The organism is Burkholderia sp. LK4 (assembly GCF_001043615.1).
Classification (GTDB): domain Bacteria; phylum Pseudomonadota; class Gammaproteobacteria; order Burkholderiales; family Burkholderiaceae; genus Burkholderia; species Burkholderia cepacia.
On the sequence record NZ_LDUL01000093.1, the window covers coordinates 1 to 14,184 of the forward strand.

At 69.5% G+C, this 14,184-nt stretch carries 15 protein-coding genes; 5 read left to right on the forward strand and 10 right to left on the reverse strand.

Going from position 1 to position 14,184, the window contains the following annotated elements:
* Positions 1-95: 95 nt before the first annotated feature.
* Positions 96-1,055 (reverse strand): NAD(P)H-dependent flavin oxidoreductase, encoded by a 960-nt coding sequence (locus VK92_RS34925; RefSeq protein ID WP_006488640.1) that lies wholly within the window; start codon positions 1,053-1,055, stop codon positions 96-98.
* A 294-nt stretch (positions 1,056-1,349) separates the two neighbouring features.
* On the opposite strand from VK92_RS34925, the gene VK92_RS34930 reads away from it, so the two are divergent.
* Complete coding sequence (locus VK92_RS34930; RefSeq protein WP_021157441.1) at positions 1,350-2,246, forward strand: alpha/beta fold hydrolase; 897 nt, start codon at positions 1,350-1,352, stop codon at positions 2,244-2,246.
* A gap of 27 nt (positions 2,247-2,273) precedes the next feature.
* Here VK92_RS34930 and VK92_RS34935 read toward each other — a convergent pair whose 3' ends face one another.
* The gene (locus tag VK92_RS34935) at positions 2,274-2,765 is read right to left on the reverse strand and encodes an Lrp/AsnC family transcriptional regulator (RefSeq protein WP_011353413.1); all 492 of its coding nucleotides are present in this window, start codon (positions 2,763-2,765) and stop codon (positions 2,274-2,276) included.
* A 113-nt stretch (positions 2,766-2,878) separates the two neighbouring features.
* Between VK92_RS34935 and VK92_RS34940 the strand changes: the two genes are divergently transcribed.
* Positions 2,879-3,781 carry a DMT family transporter gene (locus tag VK92_RS34940; protein WP_048026546.1) on the forward strand — a complete coding sequence of 301 codons (903 nt, stop codon included), beginning with the start codon at positions 2,879-2,881 and terminating at the stop codon, positions 3,779-3,781.
* A 264-nt stretch (positions 3,782-4,045) separates the two neighbouring features.
* On the opposite strand, the gene VK92_RS34945 is transcribed toward VK92_RS34940, so the two are convergent.
* From VK92_RS34945 to VK92_RS34960, 4 genes are read right to left on the reverse strand one after another with little or no spacing between them, the layout of a single operon-like run.
* Positions 4,046-4,252, reverse strand: a complete 207-nt coding sequence (locus tag VK92_RS34945) for a DUF1289 domain-containing protein (RefSeq protein WP_021157438.1) — start codon at positions 4,250-4,252, stop codon at positions 4,046-4,048.
* Positions 4,249-4,755 (reverse strand): YbaK/EbsC family protein, encoded by a 507-nt coding sequence (locus VK92_RS34950; protein ID WP_027788969.1) that lies wholly within the window; start codon positions 4,753-4,755, stop codon positions 4,249-4,251. Before VK92_RS34950 ends, VK92_RS34945 begins: the two co-directional genes overlap by 4 nt.
* Positions 4,756-4,781: 26 nt before the next feature.
* The gene (locus tag VK92_RS34955) at positions 4,782-5,714 is read right to left on the reverse strand and encodes a hydroxymethylglutaryl-CoA lyase (RefSeq protein ID WP_048026532.1); all 933 of its coding nucleotides are present in this window, start codon (positions 5,712-5,714) and stop codon (positions 4,782-4,784) included.
* Between the two features lie 26 nt (positions 5,715-5,740).
* Positions 5,741-6,682 carry a 2-hydroxyacid dehydrogenase gene (locus tag VK92_RS34960; RefSeq protein WP_048026534.1) on the reverse strand — a complete coding sequence of 314 codons (942 nt, stop codon included), beginning with the start codon at positions 6,680-6,682 and terminating at the stop codon, positions 5,741-5,743.
* 348 nt (positions 6,683-7,030) lie between these two features.
* On the opposite strand from VK92_RS34960, the gene VK92_RS34965 reads away from it, so the two are divergent.
* Positions 7,031-7,654, forward strand: coding sequence for an RBBP9/YdeN family alpha/beta hydrolase (locus tag VK92_RS34965; protein WP_027788972.1), 624 nt, complete (start codon positions 7,031-7,033; stop codon positions 7,652-7,654).
* A gap of 66 nt (positions 7,655-7,720) precedes the next feature.
* Here VK92_RS34965 and VK92_RS34970 read toward each other — a convergent pair whose 3' ends face one another.
* From VK92_RS34970 to VK92_RS34980, 3 genes are all read right to left on the reverse strand, one after another.
* Positions 7,721-9,838 carry a phosphocholine-specific phospholipase C gene (locus VK92_RS34970; RefSeq protein WP_048026536.1) on the reverse strand — a complete coding sequence of 706 codons (2,118 nt, stop codon included), beginning with the start codon at positions 9,836-9,838 and terminating at the stop codon, positions 7,721-7,723.
* A gap of 45 nt (positions 9,839-9,883) precedes the next feature.
* Positions 9,884-10,168 carry a hypothetical protein gene (locus VK92_RS34975; RefSeq protein ID WP_048026537.1) on the reverse strand — a complete coding sequence of 95 codons (285 nt, stop codon included), beginning with the start codon at positions 10,166-10,168 and terminating at the stop codon, positions 9,884-9,886.
* 266 nt (positions 10,169-10,434) lie between these two features.
* Positions 10,435-11,355, reverse strand: coding sequence for a LysR substrate-binding domain-containing protein (locus VK92_RS34980; RefSeq protein ID WP_048026538.1), 921 nt, complete (start codon positions 11,353-11,355; stop codon positions 10,435-10,437).
* A 112-nt stretch (positions 11,356-11,467) separates the two neighbouring features.
* On the opposite strand from VK92_RS34980, the gene VK92_RS34985 reads away from it, so the two are divergent.
* Positions 11,468-12,106, forward strand: a complete 639-nt coding sequence (locus VK92_RS34985; protein WP_048026540.1) for a glutathione S-transferase family protein — start codon at positions 11,468-11,470, stop codon at positions 12,104-12,106.
* A 55-nt stretch (positions 12,107-12,161) separates the two neighbouring features.
* Here VK92_RS34985 and VK92_RS34990 read toward each other — a convergent pair whose 3' ends face one another.
* The gene (locus VK92_RS34990) at positions 12,162-13,478 is read right to left on the reverse strand and encodes an MFS transporter (protein ID WP_048026542.1); all 1,317 of its coding nucleotides are present in this window, start codon (positions 13,476-13,478) and stop codon (positions 12,162-12,164) included.
* A 106-nt stretch (positions 13,479-13,584) separates the two neighbouring features.
* On the opposite strand from VK92_RS34990, the gene VK92_RS34995 reads away from it, so the two are divergent.
* The coding region (locus VK92_RS34995) for a LysR family transcriptional regulator (RefSeq protein ID WP_048468225.1) at positions 13,585-14,184 on the forward strand (600 nt) is incomplete at its 3' end.

The window sequence follows — 14,184 nt, forward strand, 5'->3', positions numbered from 1 at the left end:
CCAACTTTGCGGGGTCAGTTCAGTTGCAGCTCGCGCTTTTTTGTCTGGTCCGACGGGATGCGCGCCGGCGGCGGCCGTCATGGCCGCCGTGTCCGTCAGCGCGGGATGCCGAGCCGCGCCTTCGCGTCGTCGTACTCGCGCTTCAGGCGCTCGACGAGCGCGCCCACGCTCGGCAGGTCGTCCATCAGGCCGACGCCCTGGCCGGCGCCCCAGATGTCCTTCCACGCCTTCGTCTTGTCGCTGCCGAAATTCATCTTGGTCTTGTCGGACTCCGGCAGCGCGTCCGGATCGAGGCCCGCCTTCTCGATGCTCTCGCGGATGTAGTTGCCGTGCACGCCCGTGAAGAGGTTCGTGTAGATGATGTCCGACGATTTCGCGTTCAGGATCGCGTGCTTGTAGTCGTCGATCGCGTGCGCTTCCTGCGTCGCGATGAAGCGCGTGCCCATGTACGCGAAATCGGCGCCCATTGCCTGCGCGGCGAGGATCGAGCCGCCGTTCGCGATCGAGCCGGACAGCACGATCGGGCCGTCGAAGATCTTGCGGACTTCGCCGACGAGCGCGAACGGCGACGTCGTGCCCGCGTGGCCGCCTGCGCCGGCCGCGACGAGGATCAACCCGTCGACACCGGCTTCGAGCGCCTTCTGCGCGTGACGCAGGTTGATCACGTCGTGCAGCACGATGCCGCCGTAGCTGTGTACCGCGTCGACGATCTCGCGCGCCGGCGCGCGCAGGCTCGTGATGAAGATCGGCACCTTGTGCTCGACGCACACGCGCACGTCGTGCTCGAGCCGCGCATTCGACTGATGGACGATCTGGTTGACCGCGATCGGGCCGATCACTGCGTCGGGGTGCTTCGCCTTGTGGTCGGCGAGCTCGGACTGGATCTGCGTGAGCCACTCGTCGAGCAGTTCGGCCGGACGGGCGTTGAGTGCGGGGAACGAACCGACGATGCCCGCCTTGCATTGCGCGAGCACGAGTTCGGGGTAGCTGACGATGAACATCGGCGACGCGATGACGGGCAGCGTCAGGTTCTGCAGGACGGTGGGCAATGCCATGTGATGTCTCCAGTCTCCAGGGGCGGCCGCGCGGTCGCGCCGCCGCCATGCTTTGCGGTCGAACGGTCGTTCGAGTGTAGCTGCGGAACGACGCTGTAAAAACGAAGCTGTAAAAACGAGGTCGTCCTTATTAATACGAACGATCGTGCGATTCTACGCGAGCTTAACAAATCGCGCGGTGTGGCGGCAATCGAGGGAGTGTTCTCTTTCTAGGGATTCTGGTGTTTACCGCGCTGTGAAGACGCGCCGGCGCTCCTAAAATAACCGCCATAACAAACCAACGAGAAACAAACCATGTCGTTTGAGGCGTTTGCACCGTTTCGCGTGACGGTGCAGGACACCGACATTTTCGGTGTCAAAGGAGGCGCGGGTCCGCCGCTCCTGTTGCTGCACGGACATCCGCAAACCCACATGATCTGGCATCGCGTTGCCGCGACGCTCGCGAATCATTTCACGGTGATCGCCACCGACCTGCGCGGTTACGGCGCGTCGGGCAAGCCGCCGAGCGACGCGCAGCACGCGCCGTATTCGAAACGTGCGATGGCGGCCGACCAGGTCGCCGTGATGCGGCATTTCGGCTTCGAGCAATTCCATGTGTGCGCGCACGATCGCGGCGCGCGGGTCGCGCACCGGCTCGCGCTCGATCATGCGGACGCCGTCGAGCGGATGATGCTGCTCGACATCGCGCCGACGCTCGCGATGTACGAGAAAACCGATCGCGCGTTCGCGACCGCGTATTTCCACTGGTTCTTCCTGATTCAGCCGGAGCCGCTGCCCGAGACGCTGGTCGGCGCGCATACCGATGCCTACATCGAGCGCGTGATGGGCAACCGGTCCGCCGGACTCGCGCCGTTCGCGCCCGAGGCGCTCGCCGCGTACCGGGCCGCGCTCGCGCAGCCGGGCGCCGTGCATGCGATGTGCGAGGACTACCGTGCGTCCGCGACGATCGACCTCGAGCACGACCGTGCGGATCTCGAGCGCGGCAACAAGGTCGCGTGCCCGCTGCGCGTGCTGTGGGGCGAGCACGGGATCGTCGGCCGCTGCTTCGATCCGCTCGACGAATGGCGCCGCGTCGCGCGCGACGTCAGCGGCCGCGCGCTCGACTGCGGGCACTACATTCCGGAAGAGGCGCCCGTCGCGCTGATCGACGAACTGCTCGCGTTCTTCGAGGCGCGCGACGCGGCTGCCTGACGACACGCGGGCGGCACGTGCCGGTGCTCAGCGGTGCGCGCCGTCGTCCTCGACGAGCGGCGGCAGCCGGCGCGGCACCGGCGTCGATTTCACGATCGCGGTGCTGGTCTCTGCGCGCTCCGTCACTTTCGACAGGATGTCGTCGAGGTGCGCGATCGTGCGCAGGTAGAGCCGGCAGATGAAGCAGTCGTCGCCGGTGACCTTGTCGCACTCCACGAATTCGGGAATCCGGCGCAGCATCTCTTCGACGAGATGCAACTGGCCGGGCAGCGGCTTCACGCGGACGATCGCCTGCAGCGTGTAGCCGAGCGCGCGCGGGTCGAGCTCGACGGTGAACGCGGCGATCACGCCTTGCGCCTCGAGCCGCCGCACACGATCGGCGGTCGCGGGGGCCGACAGCCCGATCTGCCGGGCGAGTTCACTGGTTGCGATACGCGCGTCGTCGGCCAGCGCCGCGAGGATCGCGCGGTCGGTCGCGTCGAGCGACGCGACGGCGGGCGGGGAAAGGCGTTTCGGCATGATCGCTTTGCTTTCGAAGGTCAATCGGCTGATTCGCTTCAGTTTAGCCGTGGTTGCGGCGAAAGCAAGTTTCTAGAATCGAGGTCATCCACTCTCTTTCAATGGAGTTCATGATGGCCTCGAATGAAATTCGCCGCGGTGCCGCCGAGATGGTCGTCGCGATGCTGATGTCCGGCACGATCGGCTGGCTCGTGATGTCGTCGCAGCAGCCGCTGACGAACGTCGTGTTCTTCCGCTGCCTGTTCGGCGCCGCGACGCTCGCGATCGTCTGCGCGGCATTCGGCTTCCTGCGCCGCGCGCTGTTCTCGCCGCGGATGCTCGCGCTCGCGACGCTCGGCAGCATCGCGATTGTCGCGAACTGGCTGCTGCTGTTCGCCGCCTATTCGCGCGCATCGATCTCGATGGCGACCGCCGTCTACAACACGCAGCCGTTCATGCTCGTCGCGCTCGGCGCGATCGTGTTCCGCGAGCGGATCACCGCGTCGACGCTCGCGTGGTTCGCGCTCGCGTTCGTGGGGCTCGTCGCCGTGGTGCGCGTCGAGCCGGCCGTGCTCGCGGTGCCGGGCGAATATCTGGAGGGCGTCGCGCTGTCGCTCGGCGCGGCCTTCCTGTATGCGATCTCGTCGATCGTCACGAAGCACCTGAAGGGGACGCCGCCGCACCTGCTCGCGTTGCTGCAGGCCGGTATCGGCATCGTGCTGCTCGCGCCGTTCGCGCACTTCGGCACGCTGCCCGCGACGGCCGGGCAGTGGCTCGACCTGATCGTGCTCGGCGTCGTCAACACGGGCCTGATGTACGTGCTGCTGTACGGCGCGATCCAGAAGCTGCCGACCGCGATGACCGGCGCGCTGTCGTTCGTCTATCCGGTCGTCGCGATCGTCGTCGATCACTTCGCGTTCGGGCAGACGCTCGCGTGGACGCAGGTGCTCGGCGCGCTGCTGATCCTGCTCGCGGCGGCCGGCGTGAATCTCGGCTGGCGCATCGTGCCCGCGCGTCGCGCGGCAGTCGGCAACTGAAACGGTCGTACGATTCGGCGTCGCGGCGGGCGTCACGGCGGCGCGTCGAATGCGGTTTTCGGGAACGGGTATTGCACGCGGATGGCGTGCTCATGGCGAGCAAAAGCGGGGCGCGCGCACGCGTGGAAGACGCTGTAAGAAGTTGTAGGGAAACACCCGATGCGAGCGGTGCGCGTCGCTCGTATGATGCGGGCTGTGACGTTGATCACGTTCACAGGATTCCGATCTCGATGCCGTTCGCCCGTCAGGCTGAACGGCTTTTTTTTATGCGCCGCTCCTCGCAATCAGGCGCCGCCGCGCATCGAGCCGCGCAAGCAGCACGCGCCTCGCGTCGTCATCCGACGTACGCCATCCCTTGATCTCGTCGCGCGTACGCAGGCAACCCGCGCACCAGTCGGTGCGCGGATCGATCCGGCATACGTCGGTGCACGGCGAGGCCACCGTGCCGACCGGTACCACGACGTCGCTCATGCGGATTCCCGCAATGCGACGTCCGCGACCGGTGCGCCCGTCAGCGACACCAGTTCGTTCGGCGACAGGTTGAACACCGCGTGCGGATGGCCGGCGGCCGCCCACAGGCTGTCGAGCTCGAGCAGGTCGGCGTCGATCAGCGTGACGGGTTCGACGAGATGGCCGATCGGGCAGACGCCGCCGATCGCGTAGCCGGTGTTGTCGCGCACGAACTTCGCGTCCGCGCGGCCGACCGCGCCGACCTGCGCGGCGACCTTCTTCTCGTCGACACGATTGACGCCGCTCGCGACCACGAGCACCGGCGCGCCGTCCGACTGGCGGCGAAACAGGATCGACTTCGCGATCTGCGCGACCGAGCAGCCGAGCCCGGCCGCGGCTTCGGCCGACGTCTTGCCGGTTTCGGCGAGCATCACGATGCCTTTCGCATGGCCGCGCTCGCGCAGCAGCAGCGCGACGCGTCGCGCGGAATCGGGGAGGGAATCGAATGAAGCGGGTGTCGTCATGTTGAGGAATCCATCGAATACCGGGGTCATACGCAGTTCGCGGCGTCGGCCGCGCTCTGCGCCTTGGCGAGCAGTGCACGCCCGGCGCGCGACACGTTCGCGCGGCCGATCGCGTTCGAGATGAAGTCGCCGGCAGCGACGACCTGCGCGAGATCGATGCCGGTGTCGATGCCGAGGCCCTGCATCAGGTACAGCACGTCCTCGGTCGCGACGTTGCCGGTCGCGCCCTTCGCGTACGGGCAGCCGCCGAGGCCCGCGACCGACGCGTGGAAGATCTCGATCCCTTCGAACAGCGCCGCGTAGATGTTCGCGAGTGCCTGGCCGTAGGTGTCATGGAAGTGGCCCGACAGGCGTTCGCGCGGGAACACGCGCGTGACGGCCGACAGCACTTCGCGCGTGCGCTTCGGCGTGCCGACGCCGATCGTGTCGGCGATGTCGATCTCGTCGCAGCCGAGCGCCGCGAAACGCTCGACGACGTCGACGACCGATGCGACCGGCACTTCGCCCTGGTACGGGCAGCCGAGCGTGCACGACACGCTGCCGCGCAGCCGCACGCCCGCATCCTTCGCGGCCTTCGCGACGGGCTCGAAGCGCGCGATGCTCTCGGCGATGCTGCAGTTGATGTTTCGCTGCGAGAACGCCTCGCTGGCCGCGCCGAAGATCACGACTTCGTCGGCGCGTGCGGCGAGCGCATTCTCGAAGCCCTTCAGGTTCGGCGTGAGCACCGAGTACACGGTGCCCGGGCGGCGCTCGATGCCGGCCATCACGTCGGCGCCGTCGGCCATCTGCGGCACCCATTTCGGCGACACGAACGACGCGGCCTCGACGTTGCGGAAGCCGGCGCGCGACAGCCGGTCGACGAGCGCGATCTTCACGTCGGTCGGCACGAAGGTCTTCTCGTTCTGCAGCCCGTCGCGCGGGCCGACTTCGACGATCTTGACGGCGGTGGGGAACGTCATGGTTGTCTCCAGGTTTGCTTGCAGGTTCAGTAGCCGCGCATGTAGTCGACGATGCCGCCGATGCGCTCACCGCGCTCGAGCGCGCGGATCTTGCCGGCGATCTGCTCGACGGCCTCCGCGCGCAGCGTCTCGGCCGAGCGGTGCGGCGTGATCGTGATGCGCGGCGCGCGCCAGAACGGGTGATCGTCGGGCAGCGGCTCCTGGTGGAACACGTCGAGCGTCGCGGCGGCGATCCGGCCGCTCGCGAGCGCGTCGAGCAGGTCGGCCTCGACGAGATGCGCGCCGCGCGCGACGTTGACGACATACGCACCGGGCGCGAGCCGCGCGAATGTGCGGGACGACAGGATGCCGTCGGTGTCGGGCGTGCTCGGCAGCAGGTTGACGAGCACCTTCGCGCCGTCGATGCACGCGTCGAACGCACCGTCGCCGGCGAAGGTCGTGACGCCGGCGAGCTGCTTCGCGCTGCGGCTGTAGCCGCGCACGGGCAGGCCGAGCGCGGCGAGCGCGAGCGCGACTTGCGCACCGAGCACGCCGAGGCCGAGCACGGCGACGGTGAAGCTCGCGCGCGCATGCGGCTCGAGCGGCTGCCAGCGGCGCTCGCGCTGCTGCGCGTCGTATTCGTCGAAGCGGCGCAGATAGCGCAGCACCGCGTGCGTCACGTATTCGACCATCTGCTGCGCCATGCCCGAATCTTCCAGCCGCACGAGCGGCACGTGCGGCGGCAGCGTGCCCGGTTGCGCGCGGTCGAGCGCGAGCAGCGCGTCGACGCCGGCGCCGAGGTTGAAGATCGCGCGCAGGCCGTCGCGCGGGGTGAAGAATTCGCGCGGCGCGCGCCAGACGAGCGCGTAATCGGCGGCGGCCGTGTCGCCCGGCTGCCACGCGCGCAGTTCGGCTTCCGGCAACGCATGCGCGATCTCGTCGCGCCACGCGCCTGCTTCCTGGTGCGGGGAATGGAACAGGATCTTCATTGGACGACTGCGCGCGCGCCGGCGAGGCGCGTCACGGGAATGGCGAGCGGAGCCGGGCGCGGCGCGCCGGCGGGCGTAGCGGACATCGGGCGTCTCCTGACGACCGGGCGCCCGGCGCGCATCGGCGCCCGGCCCCGGTTTCGTGTGAAGCTGACGGGGAGCCCACATTCTACGGTTTCGCGGCACATCGCGCGCCGGTGCGCGGGGCGGGCGATCGGCGCGGGCGACTCGCGGATGGCCGCCCCGCGGGTGGCCGCCCCGCGCAAAAGCAAATCACAAAATATTGGTTCGGCCGCCGGGCGCGCCGCGCCACAATCGAATCCCGTCTTCAAGCAAGCGAGGGCAATCATGCGCGCATGCAGCAAATCGGCGTGGCCGCCGCGCCTCGTTACCGTTCCGGGCCTGCACGGCAGCGAAGGCGCTCACTGGCAGACCTGGCTCGAACGGCAGTTCCCGCGCTCGCTGCGCGTCGAGCAGGACGACTGGGACGCGCCCGATCTCGCGCGCTGGGCGCAATCGGTGCGCACCTTGCTCGACCGCGAACGCGGCCCGTTCGTGCTGGCCGCGCACAGCTTCGGCTGCCTCGCGACCGCGCATGCGCTCGCGCAGTGGCCGCGTACGGGCGATGTCGCGGGCGTGTTGCTCGTCGCGCCCGCTAGTCCGAAGAAATTCACGTTTGCCGGGCCGTTCGACGCGCGCCGGCTCGCCGTGCCGTCGATCGTGATCGGCAGCGAGACCGATCCGTGGATGCCGCTTGCCGATGCGCGCACGCTTGCGCAGCACCTGGGCAGCGCGTTCGTGAACCTCGGCGACGCCGGGCACATCAACACCGCGGCCGGCTTCGGGCCGTGGCCGCGCGCGAAGTACTTCATCGACACGCTCGTCCACTGCGCGGCGCCGCTGCGCTTTCGCGACGCGGACGACGGCTTCGAGGCCGCGCTCGTCGATCGCGCGCTCGCGCACGCGATCTGATTCCGCCGGGCCGGGCGGGCGACCCGTGCGGCGCGGCGGGTGCCGCGCCACGCCGTGCCGTCGCGCTTATGCCGCGGACACGGGCCGCACCGCCGCCGGATCCGAATAGCTCGGCCGGCCGTTTTCGACGTGGCCCGCGAAACGGCGCGAGAACGTGCCGGCCGCGCCGTCGCTCACCGTCACGTCATACCATTGGTGGCTCGCCGCGAGCGACCACTGCTCGACGCGTTCGTCACCGCCATGCAGCGTCACCTGCCGCGACGGCGCGCCGTACGCGTTGTCGGTCAGCGTCAGCGTGACGTGTGCCCCGCCGGGGTTGCGCAGCTTCAGGTACAGGTTCCCGTTCGCGACGTCGTAGCCGGCCTTCACTTCCGGCTGCGCCGGATTGCGATGGGTGGCCGTGGTCGACACGTTGCCCGAGAACACACGCACGAAGCCGTTCGGCCCGTACACCGAGAACGTGTACGCACCGTTCGTCGTCGTCAGGTCGAAGTCCGCATGCAGCACGCGGCGTGCGCCGACGGTGTAGCGCCACGGGCCGTCGGTGCGGTTCGTCGCGTACACGTGGAAGTGCGCGCCCTGATTGCCGCGGTTCGCGAATTCGATGCGCAGCCGCGTCCCGCCGTCAACGCTGGCGTTCACGTGCAGCTCGTACGGCAGCGCACGCGCCGGCCGCACGCCGGGCTCCTGCGGGTCGACCGGCGACGGCGTCGCGGGCACGGTCGGCGCGGGCTGCGACGTGCACTGCTGGTCGGCGATCGAGCGGTACTGGCTCGTGTCGGGCAGCGGCGGAAACGACGCGTCGGACGAGCGGAAATCGAATGCGGCGGTGAGGTCGCCGCAGACCGTGCGGCGCCACGGCGTGATGTTCGGTTCGTCGACGCCGAAACGCTCGCCGATGAAGCGGATCACCGACGTGTGGTCGAACACCTGCGAGCACACGAAGCCGCCCTTCGTCCACGGCGACACGACCGTCATCGGCACGCGCGGCCCGAGGCCGTACGGCAGGCCGTCGGCCGTGTAGCTGCCGCCGCGGCCGGGGTTCACGACCGTGTGCAGCTCGCCGTCGGTCGTCACGGTCGACGCGCCTTGCGCGGCCGACGTCGGCGGCTGAGGCGGCACGATGTGGTCGAAGAAGCCGTCGTTCTCGTCGTACATGATGAACAGCACCGTCTTGCGCCATACGTCCGGGTTCGACGTGAGCGCGTCGAGAATCTGCGACGTGTAGTTCGCGCCGTACGCGGGCGTGTATTTCGGATGCTCGGAGAATGCCGCCGGCGGGCACAGCCACGACACCTGCGGCAGCCGGTCGTTGATCACGTCGTTCTTCAGGTCGTCGAGCGTGCGCACCGTCTGCGCGCGCTGGTACAGCGACGAACCGGGCTTCGCGTTGATGAAGTTCGCGAAGTTCTGCAGCACGTTCGTGCCGTAGTTGCCGTTGTACGGGTCGTTGCCCGTCGTGCCCTGCTGGTAGATCTGCCACGACACGCCGCGCGCTTCCAGGCGTTCGGGAAAGGTCGTCCACGACAGCAGCTGGTAGGCGGGCGGCCCGTCGCCGTCGACATAGTCGCTGTTGTCGAGCAGCGGGCCGCCGAACTTGCCGGTCGGGTCGACGGTGCCCGTCATCAGGTATGCGCGGTTCGGGTGCGTCGGCCCCGGAAGCGAGCAGAAATAGTTGTCGCACACGGTGAATGCATCGGCGAGCGCGTAATGGAACGGGATGTCCTCGCGCACGTGATAGCCCATCGTCATGTCGGTCTTGTTCGCGGGCCACTGGTCGTACCGGCCGCCGTCGATCGCCGCGTGCGTCTTGTACCACGAGTGGTCGAGATCGCCGACGCACTGCGCGCTCGTCGTCAGCGTGTTCAGCCGGAACGGCAGCACCGGCTTGCCCGGGTCGGCCTTCGACGGCTGGTACCACACCGGCTTGCCGTTCGGCAGCGGGATCGGGAAGCGGTCGTTGTAGCCGCGCACACCGCGCAGGTGTCCGAAATAATGATCGAACGAGCGGTTTTCCTGCATGAACACGACGATGTGCTCGACATCGCGGATCGTGCCGGTGCCGTGCGCGGCGGGAATCGCAAGCGCGCGTCGGATCGATTCGGGGAAGGCGTTGAGCGCGACGGCGGCGCCCGCGGATTGTGCGACGGTATGCAGGAAACGGCGGCGGCTCGATGACGTCATGTTATTTCACCTCGGTTCTGCGGTCGGGGGACGGAAGCGGCGGGATCAGCCCGGCGACGACGCGGCGGCACTCGACGCGGCCGCATTCGCCGCGGGTTTCGCGTCGTCGTCGTCATCGGGCGGGTAGTGCACGACGGGCGGCGCGAGCGGCGCGGCATCGGACGCGGCGGCGTTCGCGGTTGCATCGTGGTTGAATGCGCTGGCGGAGCCGGCCGATGCGCCGGCCTGTTGGGACGCGTCGGTCGTGTGTGCGTCGTGCGGCGCGTCGTCGCTGCAGGCGGCGACGAAAGCGGCGGCACAAAAAACGACGACGGCGGAAACGCGACGCATGACTTCTCTCCTGGCAGGCTGATCGGGAAACGTTTTCGAGTATGCCGGTGCGATGCGACGTTTCGGTGAATCGTTTGCGACCGGCGCGTGATCGCGGAATGCTTTCGATATCCTGACCATCCGCTTGCATGGCGTGGCGGGCGCGCAATATCTCCCGGTGGACGTTGCGAGCCGGGCACTTTTACCCGGGCGCGCGATGCGATGGATGAGCGCGTCCAAGCCAGCCTGACCGTCGACGATGAACGCGAGCAACCGGTCGCGTTGCGTCAGCGCCGCGGCGTGCGGCGCCGCACCTCGCTGCGCAGCCAGTCGAGCCAGGTTCGGATCGCCGATTCGTGCGGATGGCCGGGGCGCCACACGACGTAGTGCGCATACACGTCGGTCACGCGTACCGACGATACGCGCACGAGCGTGCCGTCCGCGAGTTCGGGCTCGATCAGCGAGCGGCGCGCGAGGGCGACGCCGCGCCCTTTCAACGTTGCGTCGATCAGCGCGTTCGCATCGGTGAAACGCGGCGCGCGCGCGGATTCGGTGAGGTCGAGCCGCGCGGCCTGAAGCCACGGTTCCCACGGCTGCGCGGGATGGCGCAGCAGCGTGGCGCGCACGAGATCGGCCGGCGCGCGCGGTGCGACGCCGTCGCGATTGCGGTACGCGGGGCTCGCGACCGGGAAGATCGTCTCGTTCATCAGCTTCTCGGCGACTACGCCCGGCCACGTGCCGGGCCCGTAGCGCAGCGCGACGTCGATGCGGTCGCGCTTGCGCAGCGGCGCGAGCGCCACGTCCGGGTGCAGCGCGATCGCGATGTGCGGATGCGCGGCCGAGAAGCGCGGCAGGCGCGGCGCGAGCCAGCGTTCGGCGACGCTCGGCAGCACGCTGACGTTCAGCGTGACGTCGCAGGTGCGCGGGCGGCTGCGCGCGGCGAGGGCCGGCTCGAACGCGCGCTCGAGCACGCTGAGGCCCTGGCGCACCTGCAGCGCGAGCGCGTGCGCGGCGTGCGTCGGTGTCGCGCCGTTGCGCTCGCGCGTGAAGAGCGGGTAGCCGAGCTGCGCCTCGAGCGCGCGGATGTGCTGGCTGACGGCGCCTTGCGTGAGCGCGAGCGCGTCGGCCGCGCGCGTGAAGCTCTGCAGCCGCACGGCGGTCTCGAACGCGCGCAGTGTCTGCAGCGGAGGAAGGTGGATGCGTTTCATGCGGGTATTAGTAGCACTAATGCCCGAGCACGACAATTCATCGTTTGCGGCGGGCATGCACGCGTTCCTACACTCGGTTCCGTCTTCCACAGTCCCGTCGGGCCACGCCACCATGAACGCATATCGTCTCTATCTTTCGCCGGGCGCCTGCTCGCTCGCCGCTCATATCGCGCTGGAGGAAACCGGCGCGCCCTTCGACGTCGAGATCGTCTCCGTGCAGAAGCAGCAGAACCTCGAAGCGCGTTATCTCGCGATCAACGCGAAGGCACGCGTGCCCGTGCTCGAGATTCCGGGCGAGCCGAGCGTGCTGACCGAAACGCCCGCGATCCTCACGTATCTCGCGCGCCGTTATCCGGACGCGCAACTGCTGCCGCCCGGCGATCCGCTGCGCGAGGCGAGATGCCACGAATGGCTCGCCTGGTTGGTCGGCTGGGTGCATGGCGTCGGCTACGGTGCGCTGTGGCGGCCGGGCCGCTTCATCGGCGATCCCACGCTGCACGGGGCAGTCAGGACGCACGGGCGCGGCGTGATCGAGGCCGCGAACGAGACGATCGAAGCCGCGCTCGCCGACGGCCGCACGTGGGCCGAGCCGGGCGCGCATTCGATCGTCGATCCGTTCCTGTTCGTGCTGTATCGCTGGGGTGTCGCGATCGGGCTCGACATGGCGCGGCATCCCGCATGGACCGCGCACGCGCAGCGCGAGGCCGACCGGCCGGCCGTGCGCCGCGCGCTGGCGCGCGAAGCGGCCTGACCGAGGTGCGGGCGCCGTGGCGGGGGCCGCGGCGCCCGCGTGCCGCGCGCGGCCCCTAGCGCGTGGCGAACAGCGGATAGGTCGCGCCGGCAACCAGCGCGGCCGCGAGCCAGACCACGCTCCACGAGCTGACGGCGAGCAGCGGCGGGATCGCGAGCGGCGTCGCGAACAGCCCGAGGTAGACGACCGTGTTCGCCATCCCGAGCGCGGTGCCCGCGTGGTTCGCACCTGCGAGCGTCGCGAGCTCCGTGTACGCGACGCCATGCCACGCCGATACGCACACGCCCGCGAACACCAGAATCGCGACGATCGCGGCGAGCGGCACGTGCGGGCTGCCGGCCGTCGCGGCGGCAAGCAGCGTGAACGAGCCGGCCGCGACGAGCACCGAGCCGCGCAGGTACGCGCGCCGGTTGCCGTGCCGGTCGGTATGGCGGCCGCTCCAGACGCGCATCACCATCGCGCCGAGCTGCAACACGACCATCGCCGCGCTGATGCCGGCGAGGCCGAGCCGGCCGAAGTCGTGCAGGAACACCGTCGCGAACGTGAGCACCGCGAACTGCGGCGCGCACAGCAGGCCGATGCCGAGCACGATGCGCCACACGCGGGCGTTCGCGAGCGGGCCGTGCGCGAGCCGCGCGGGTTGCGCGGACTGCGCGGACTGCGCGGACTGCGCGGACTGCGCGGACTGCGGCCGAGCGGCCGGTCGATGCGCGGCGCCGTGTGCGACAGCCGGTTCGGCGGGCGGTTCGTGCAGCCAGCGCCAGGTCAGCACGGCCGACCCGGCGCACAGCAGCATCAGCGCACCGAATACCGCCGCGAAGCCCAGGTGCGACGCGAGCGACGGCAGCAGCGCCGCGCCGACGCCGCCGCCGAGCGGCACGGCCGTCTGGCGGATGCTCATCGCGAGCCCGCGTTCGCGTTCGCCGAACCAGCGCATCACCGCGCGTCCGCTCGATCCGTTCACGCTGCCGCCGAGCAGGCCGACGCAGCACATCGCCACGACGACGCGCGCCAGCGGTGGCACCGCGTGCGCGCTCGGGACGATCGTGCACACCATCAGCGCGAGCATCGCGGCCGTCGCGACGAGCCCGGTCAGCAGCACGCGGCGATCGCCGAAACGGTCGGCGGCGATCCCCCACGGCAGCTCGGACAGCGCGACGCCGAAGCCGAGCGCGCCGAGCACGAGGCCGAGTGCGCCGTTGTCGAGGTGGTAGGCCGAGCGCATCCACACGGCGGTGGTCGGGATGCCGGCCGCGGCGGCCGAAAAGCTCATGTTCGCGGCCACGCCGGCGGCCAGCACGCGCCAGCGATGGGCCGGGCCGCGCACATCGCGGGCGGGCGAGGAGGGGGAGGCGATGCAGGTGGTATCCATGGCGGCGGGCCCGGTTGGAAATTGACATCCACAGTCTGGCGACCTACATTCATCCTGAAAATCGGAAAGTTCTTGATGAATCGTTCGATAAAACAGGATGGTTGAAATGCCCGGACAAGACATTCCACGCGGCGGCGGCGAGTCGCTCGCGCTGGCCGATGCCGCGCTGACCCGGCCCAACTTCGACGTGGCGGCGCTGCGCAGCCTCGTCGCGGGCGTGGATCTCGGCAGTTTCGCGAAGGCGGCCGACCGCGTCGCGCGCTCGTCGTCGGCGGTGAGCGCGCAGATCCGCAAGCTCGAGGAGCAGGCCGGCACGCCGTTGTTCGTGAAATCCGGGCGCGGGCTTGCGCTGACCGATGCCGGCGACGCGATGCTGCGTTATGCGCGGCGGATGATCGAGCTGAACGACGAGGCGGCCGCGGCCGTGCGCGGCGTCAATCTCGACGGCTGGGTGCGCGTCGGGTTGCAGGAGGATTTCGGCGAGGCGATTTTGCCCGACGTGCTCGGGCGGTTTGCGCGCGCGCATCCGAAGGTGAGGATCGAGGCGCGCGTGGCGCGCAATGCCGACCTGCTCGACCGGCTCGACGCGAACCAGCTCGATCTTGCGCTGGTGTGGGGCGATCCGGTGTCGGCTGCGCTGCTGTCGCGGCCGGGTATCGACAGCGACGTGATCGCGCAGGTGCCGATGCAGTGGGTCGGGGCGGCG

What these genes read in the sequence shown, in the direction of transcription:
- VK92_RS34925 (WP_006488640.1), bottom strand. Translation starts at nt 1,055, where the DNA reads ATGGCATTGCCCACCGTCCTGCAGAACCTGACGCTGCCCGTCATCGCG.
- VK92_RS34930 (WP_021157441.1), top strand. Translation starts at nt 1,350, where the DNA reads ATGTCGTTTGAGGCGTTTGCACCGTTTCGCGTGACGGTGCAGGACACC.
- VK92_RS34935 (WP_011353413.1), bottom strand. Translation starts at nt 2,765, where the DNA reads ATGCCGAAACGCCTTTCCCCGCCCGCCGTCGCGTCGCTCGACGCGACC.
- VK92_RS34940 (WP_048026546.1), top strand. Translation starts at nt 2,879, where the DNA reads ATGGCCTCGAATGAAATTCGCCGCGGTGCCGCCGAGATGGTCGTCGCG.
- VK92_RS34945 (WP_021157438.1), bottom strand. Translation starts at nt 4,252, where the DNA reads ATGAGCGACGTCGTGGTACCGGTCGGCACGGTGGCCTCGCCGTGCACC.
- VK92_RS34950 (WP_027788969.1), bottom strand. Translation starts at nt 4,755, where the DNA reads ATGACGACACCCGCTTCATTCGATTCCCTCCCCGATTCCGCGCGACGC.
- VK92_RS34955 (WP_048026532.1), bottom strand. Translation starts at nt 5,714, where the DNA reads ATGACGTTCCCCACCGCCGTCAAGATCGTCGAAGTCGGCCCGCGCGAC.
- VK92_RS34960 (WP_048026534.1), bottom strand. Translation starts at nt 6,682, where the DNA reads ATGAAGATCCTGTTCCATTCCCCGCACCAGGAAGCAGGCGCGTGGCGC.
- VK92_RS34965 (WP_027788972.1), top strand. Translation starts at nt 7,031, where the DNA reads ATGCGCGCATGCAGCAAATCGGCGTGGCCGCCGCGCCTCGTTACCGTT.
- VK92_RS34970 (WP_048026536.1), bottom strand. Translation starts at nt 9,838, where the DNA reads ATGACGTCATCGAGCCGCCGCCGTTTCCTGCATACCGTCGCACAATCC.
- VK92_RS34975 (WP_048026537.1), bottom strand. Translation starts at nt 10,168, where the DNA reads ATGCGTCGCGTTTCCGCCGTCGTCGTTTTTTGTGCCGCCGCTTTCGTC.
- VK92_RS34980 (WP_048026538.1), bottom strand. Translation starts at nt 11,355, where the DNA reads ATGAAACGCATCCACCTTCCTCCGCTGCAGACACTGCGCGCGTTCGAG.
- VK92_RS34985 (WP_048026540.1), top strand. Translation starts at nt 11,468, where the DNA reads ATGAACGCATATCGTCTCTATCTTTCGCCGGGCGCCTGCTCGCTCGCC.
- VK92_RS34990 (WP_048026542.1), bottom strand. Translation starts at nt 13,478, where the DNA reads ATGGATACCACCTGCATCGCCTCCCCCTCCTCGCCCGCCCGCGATGTG.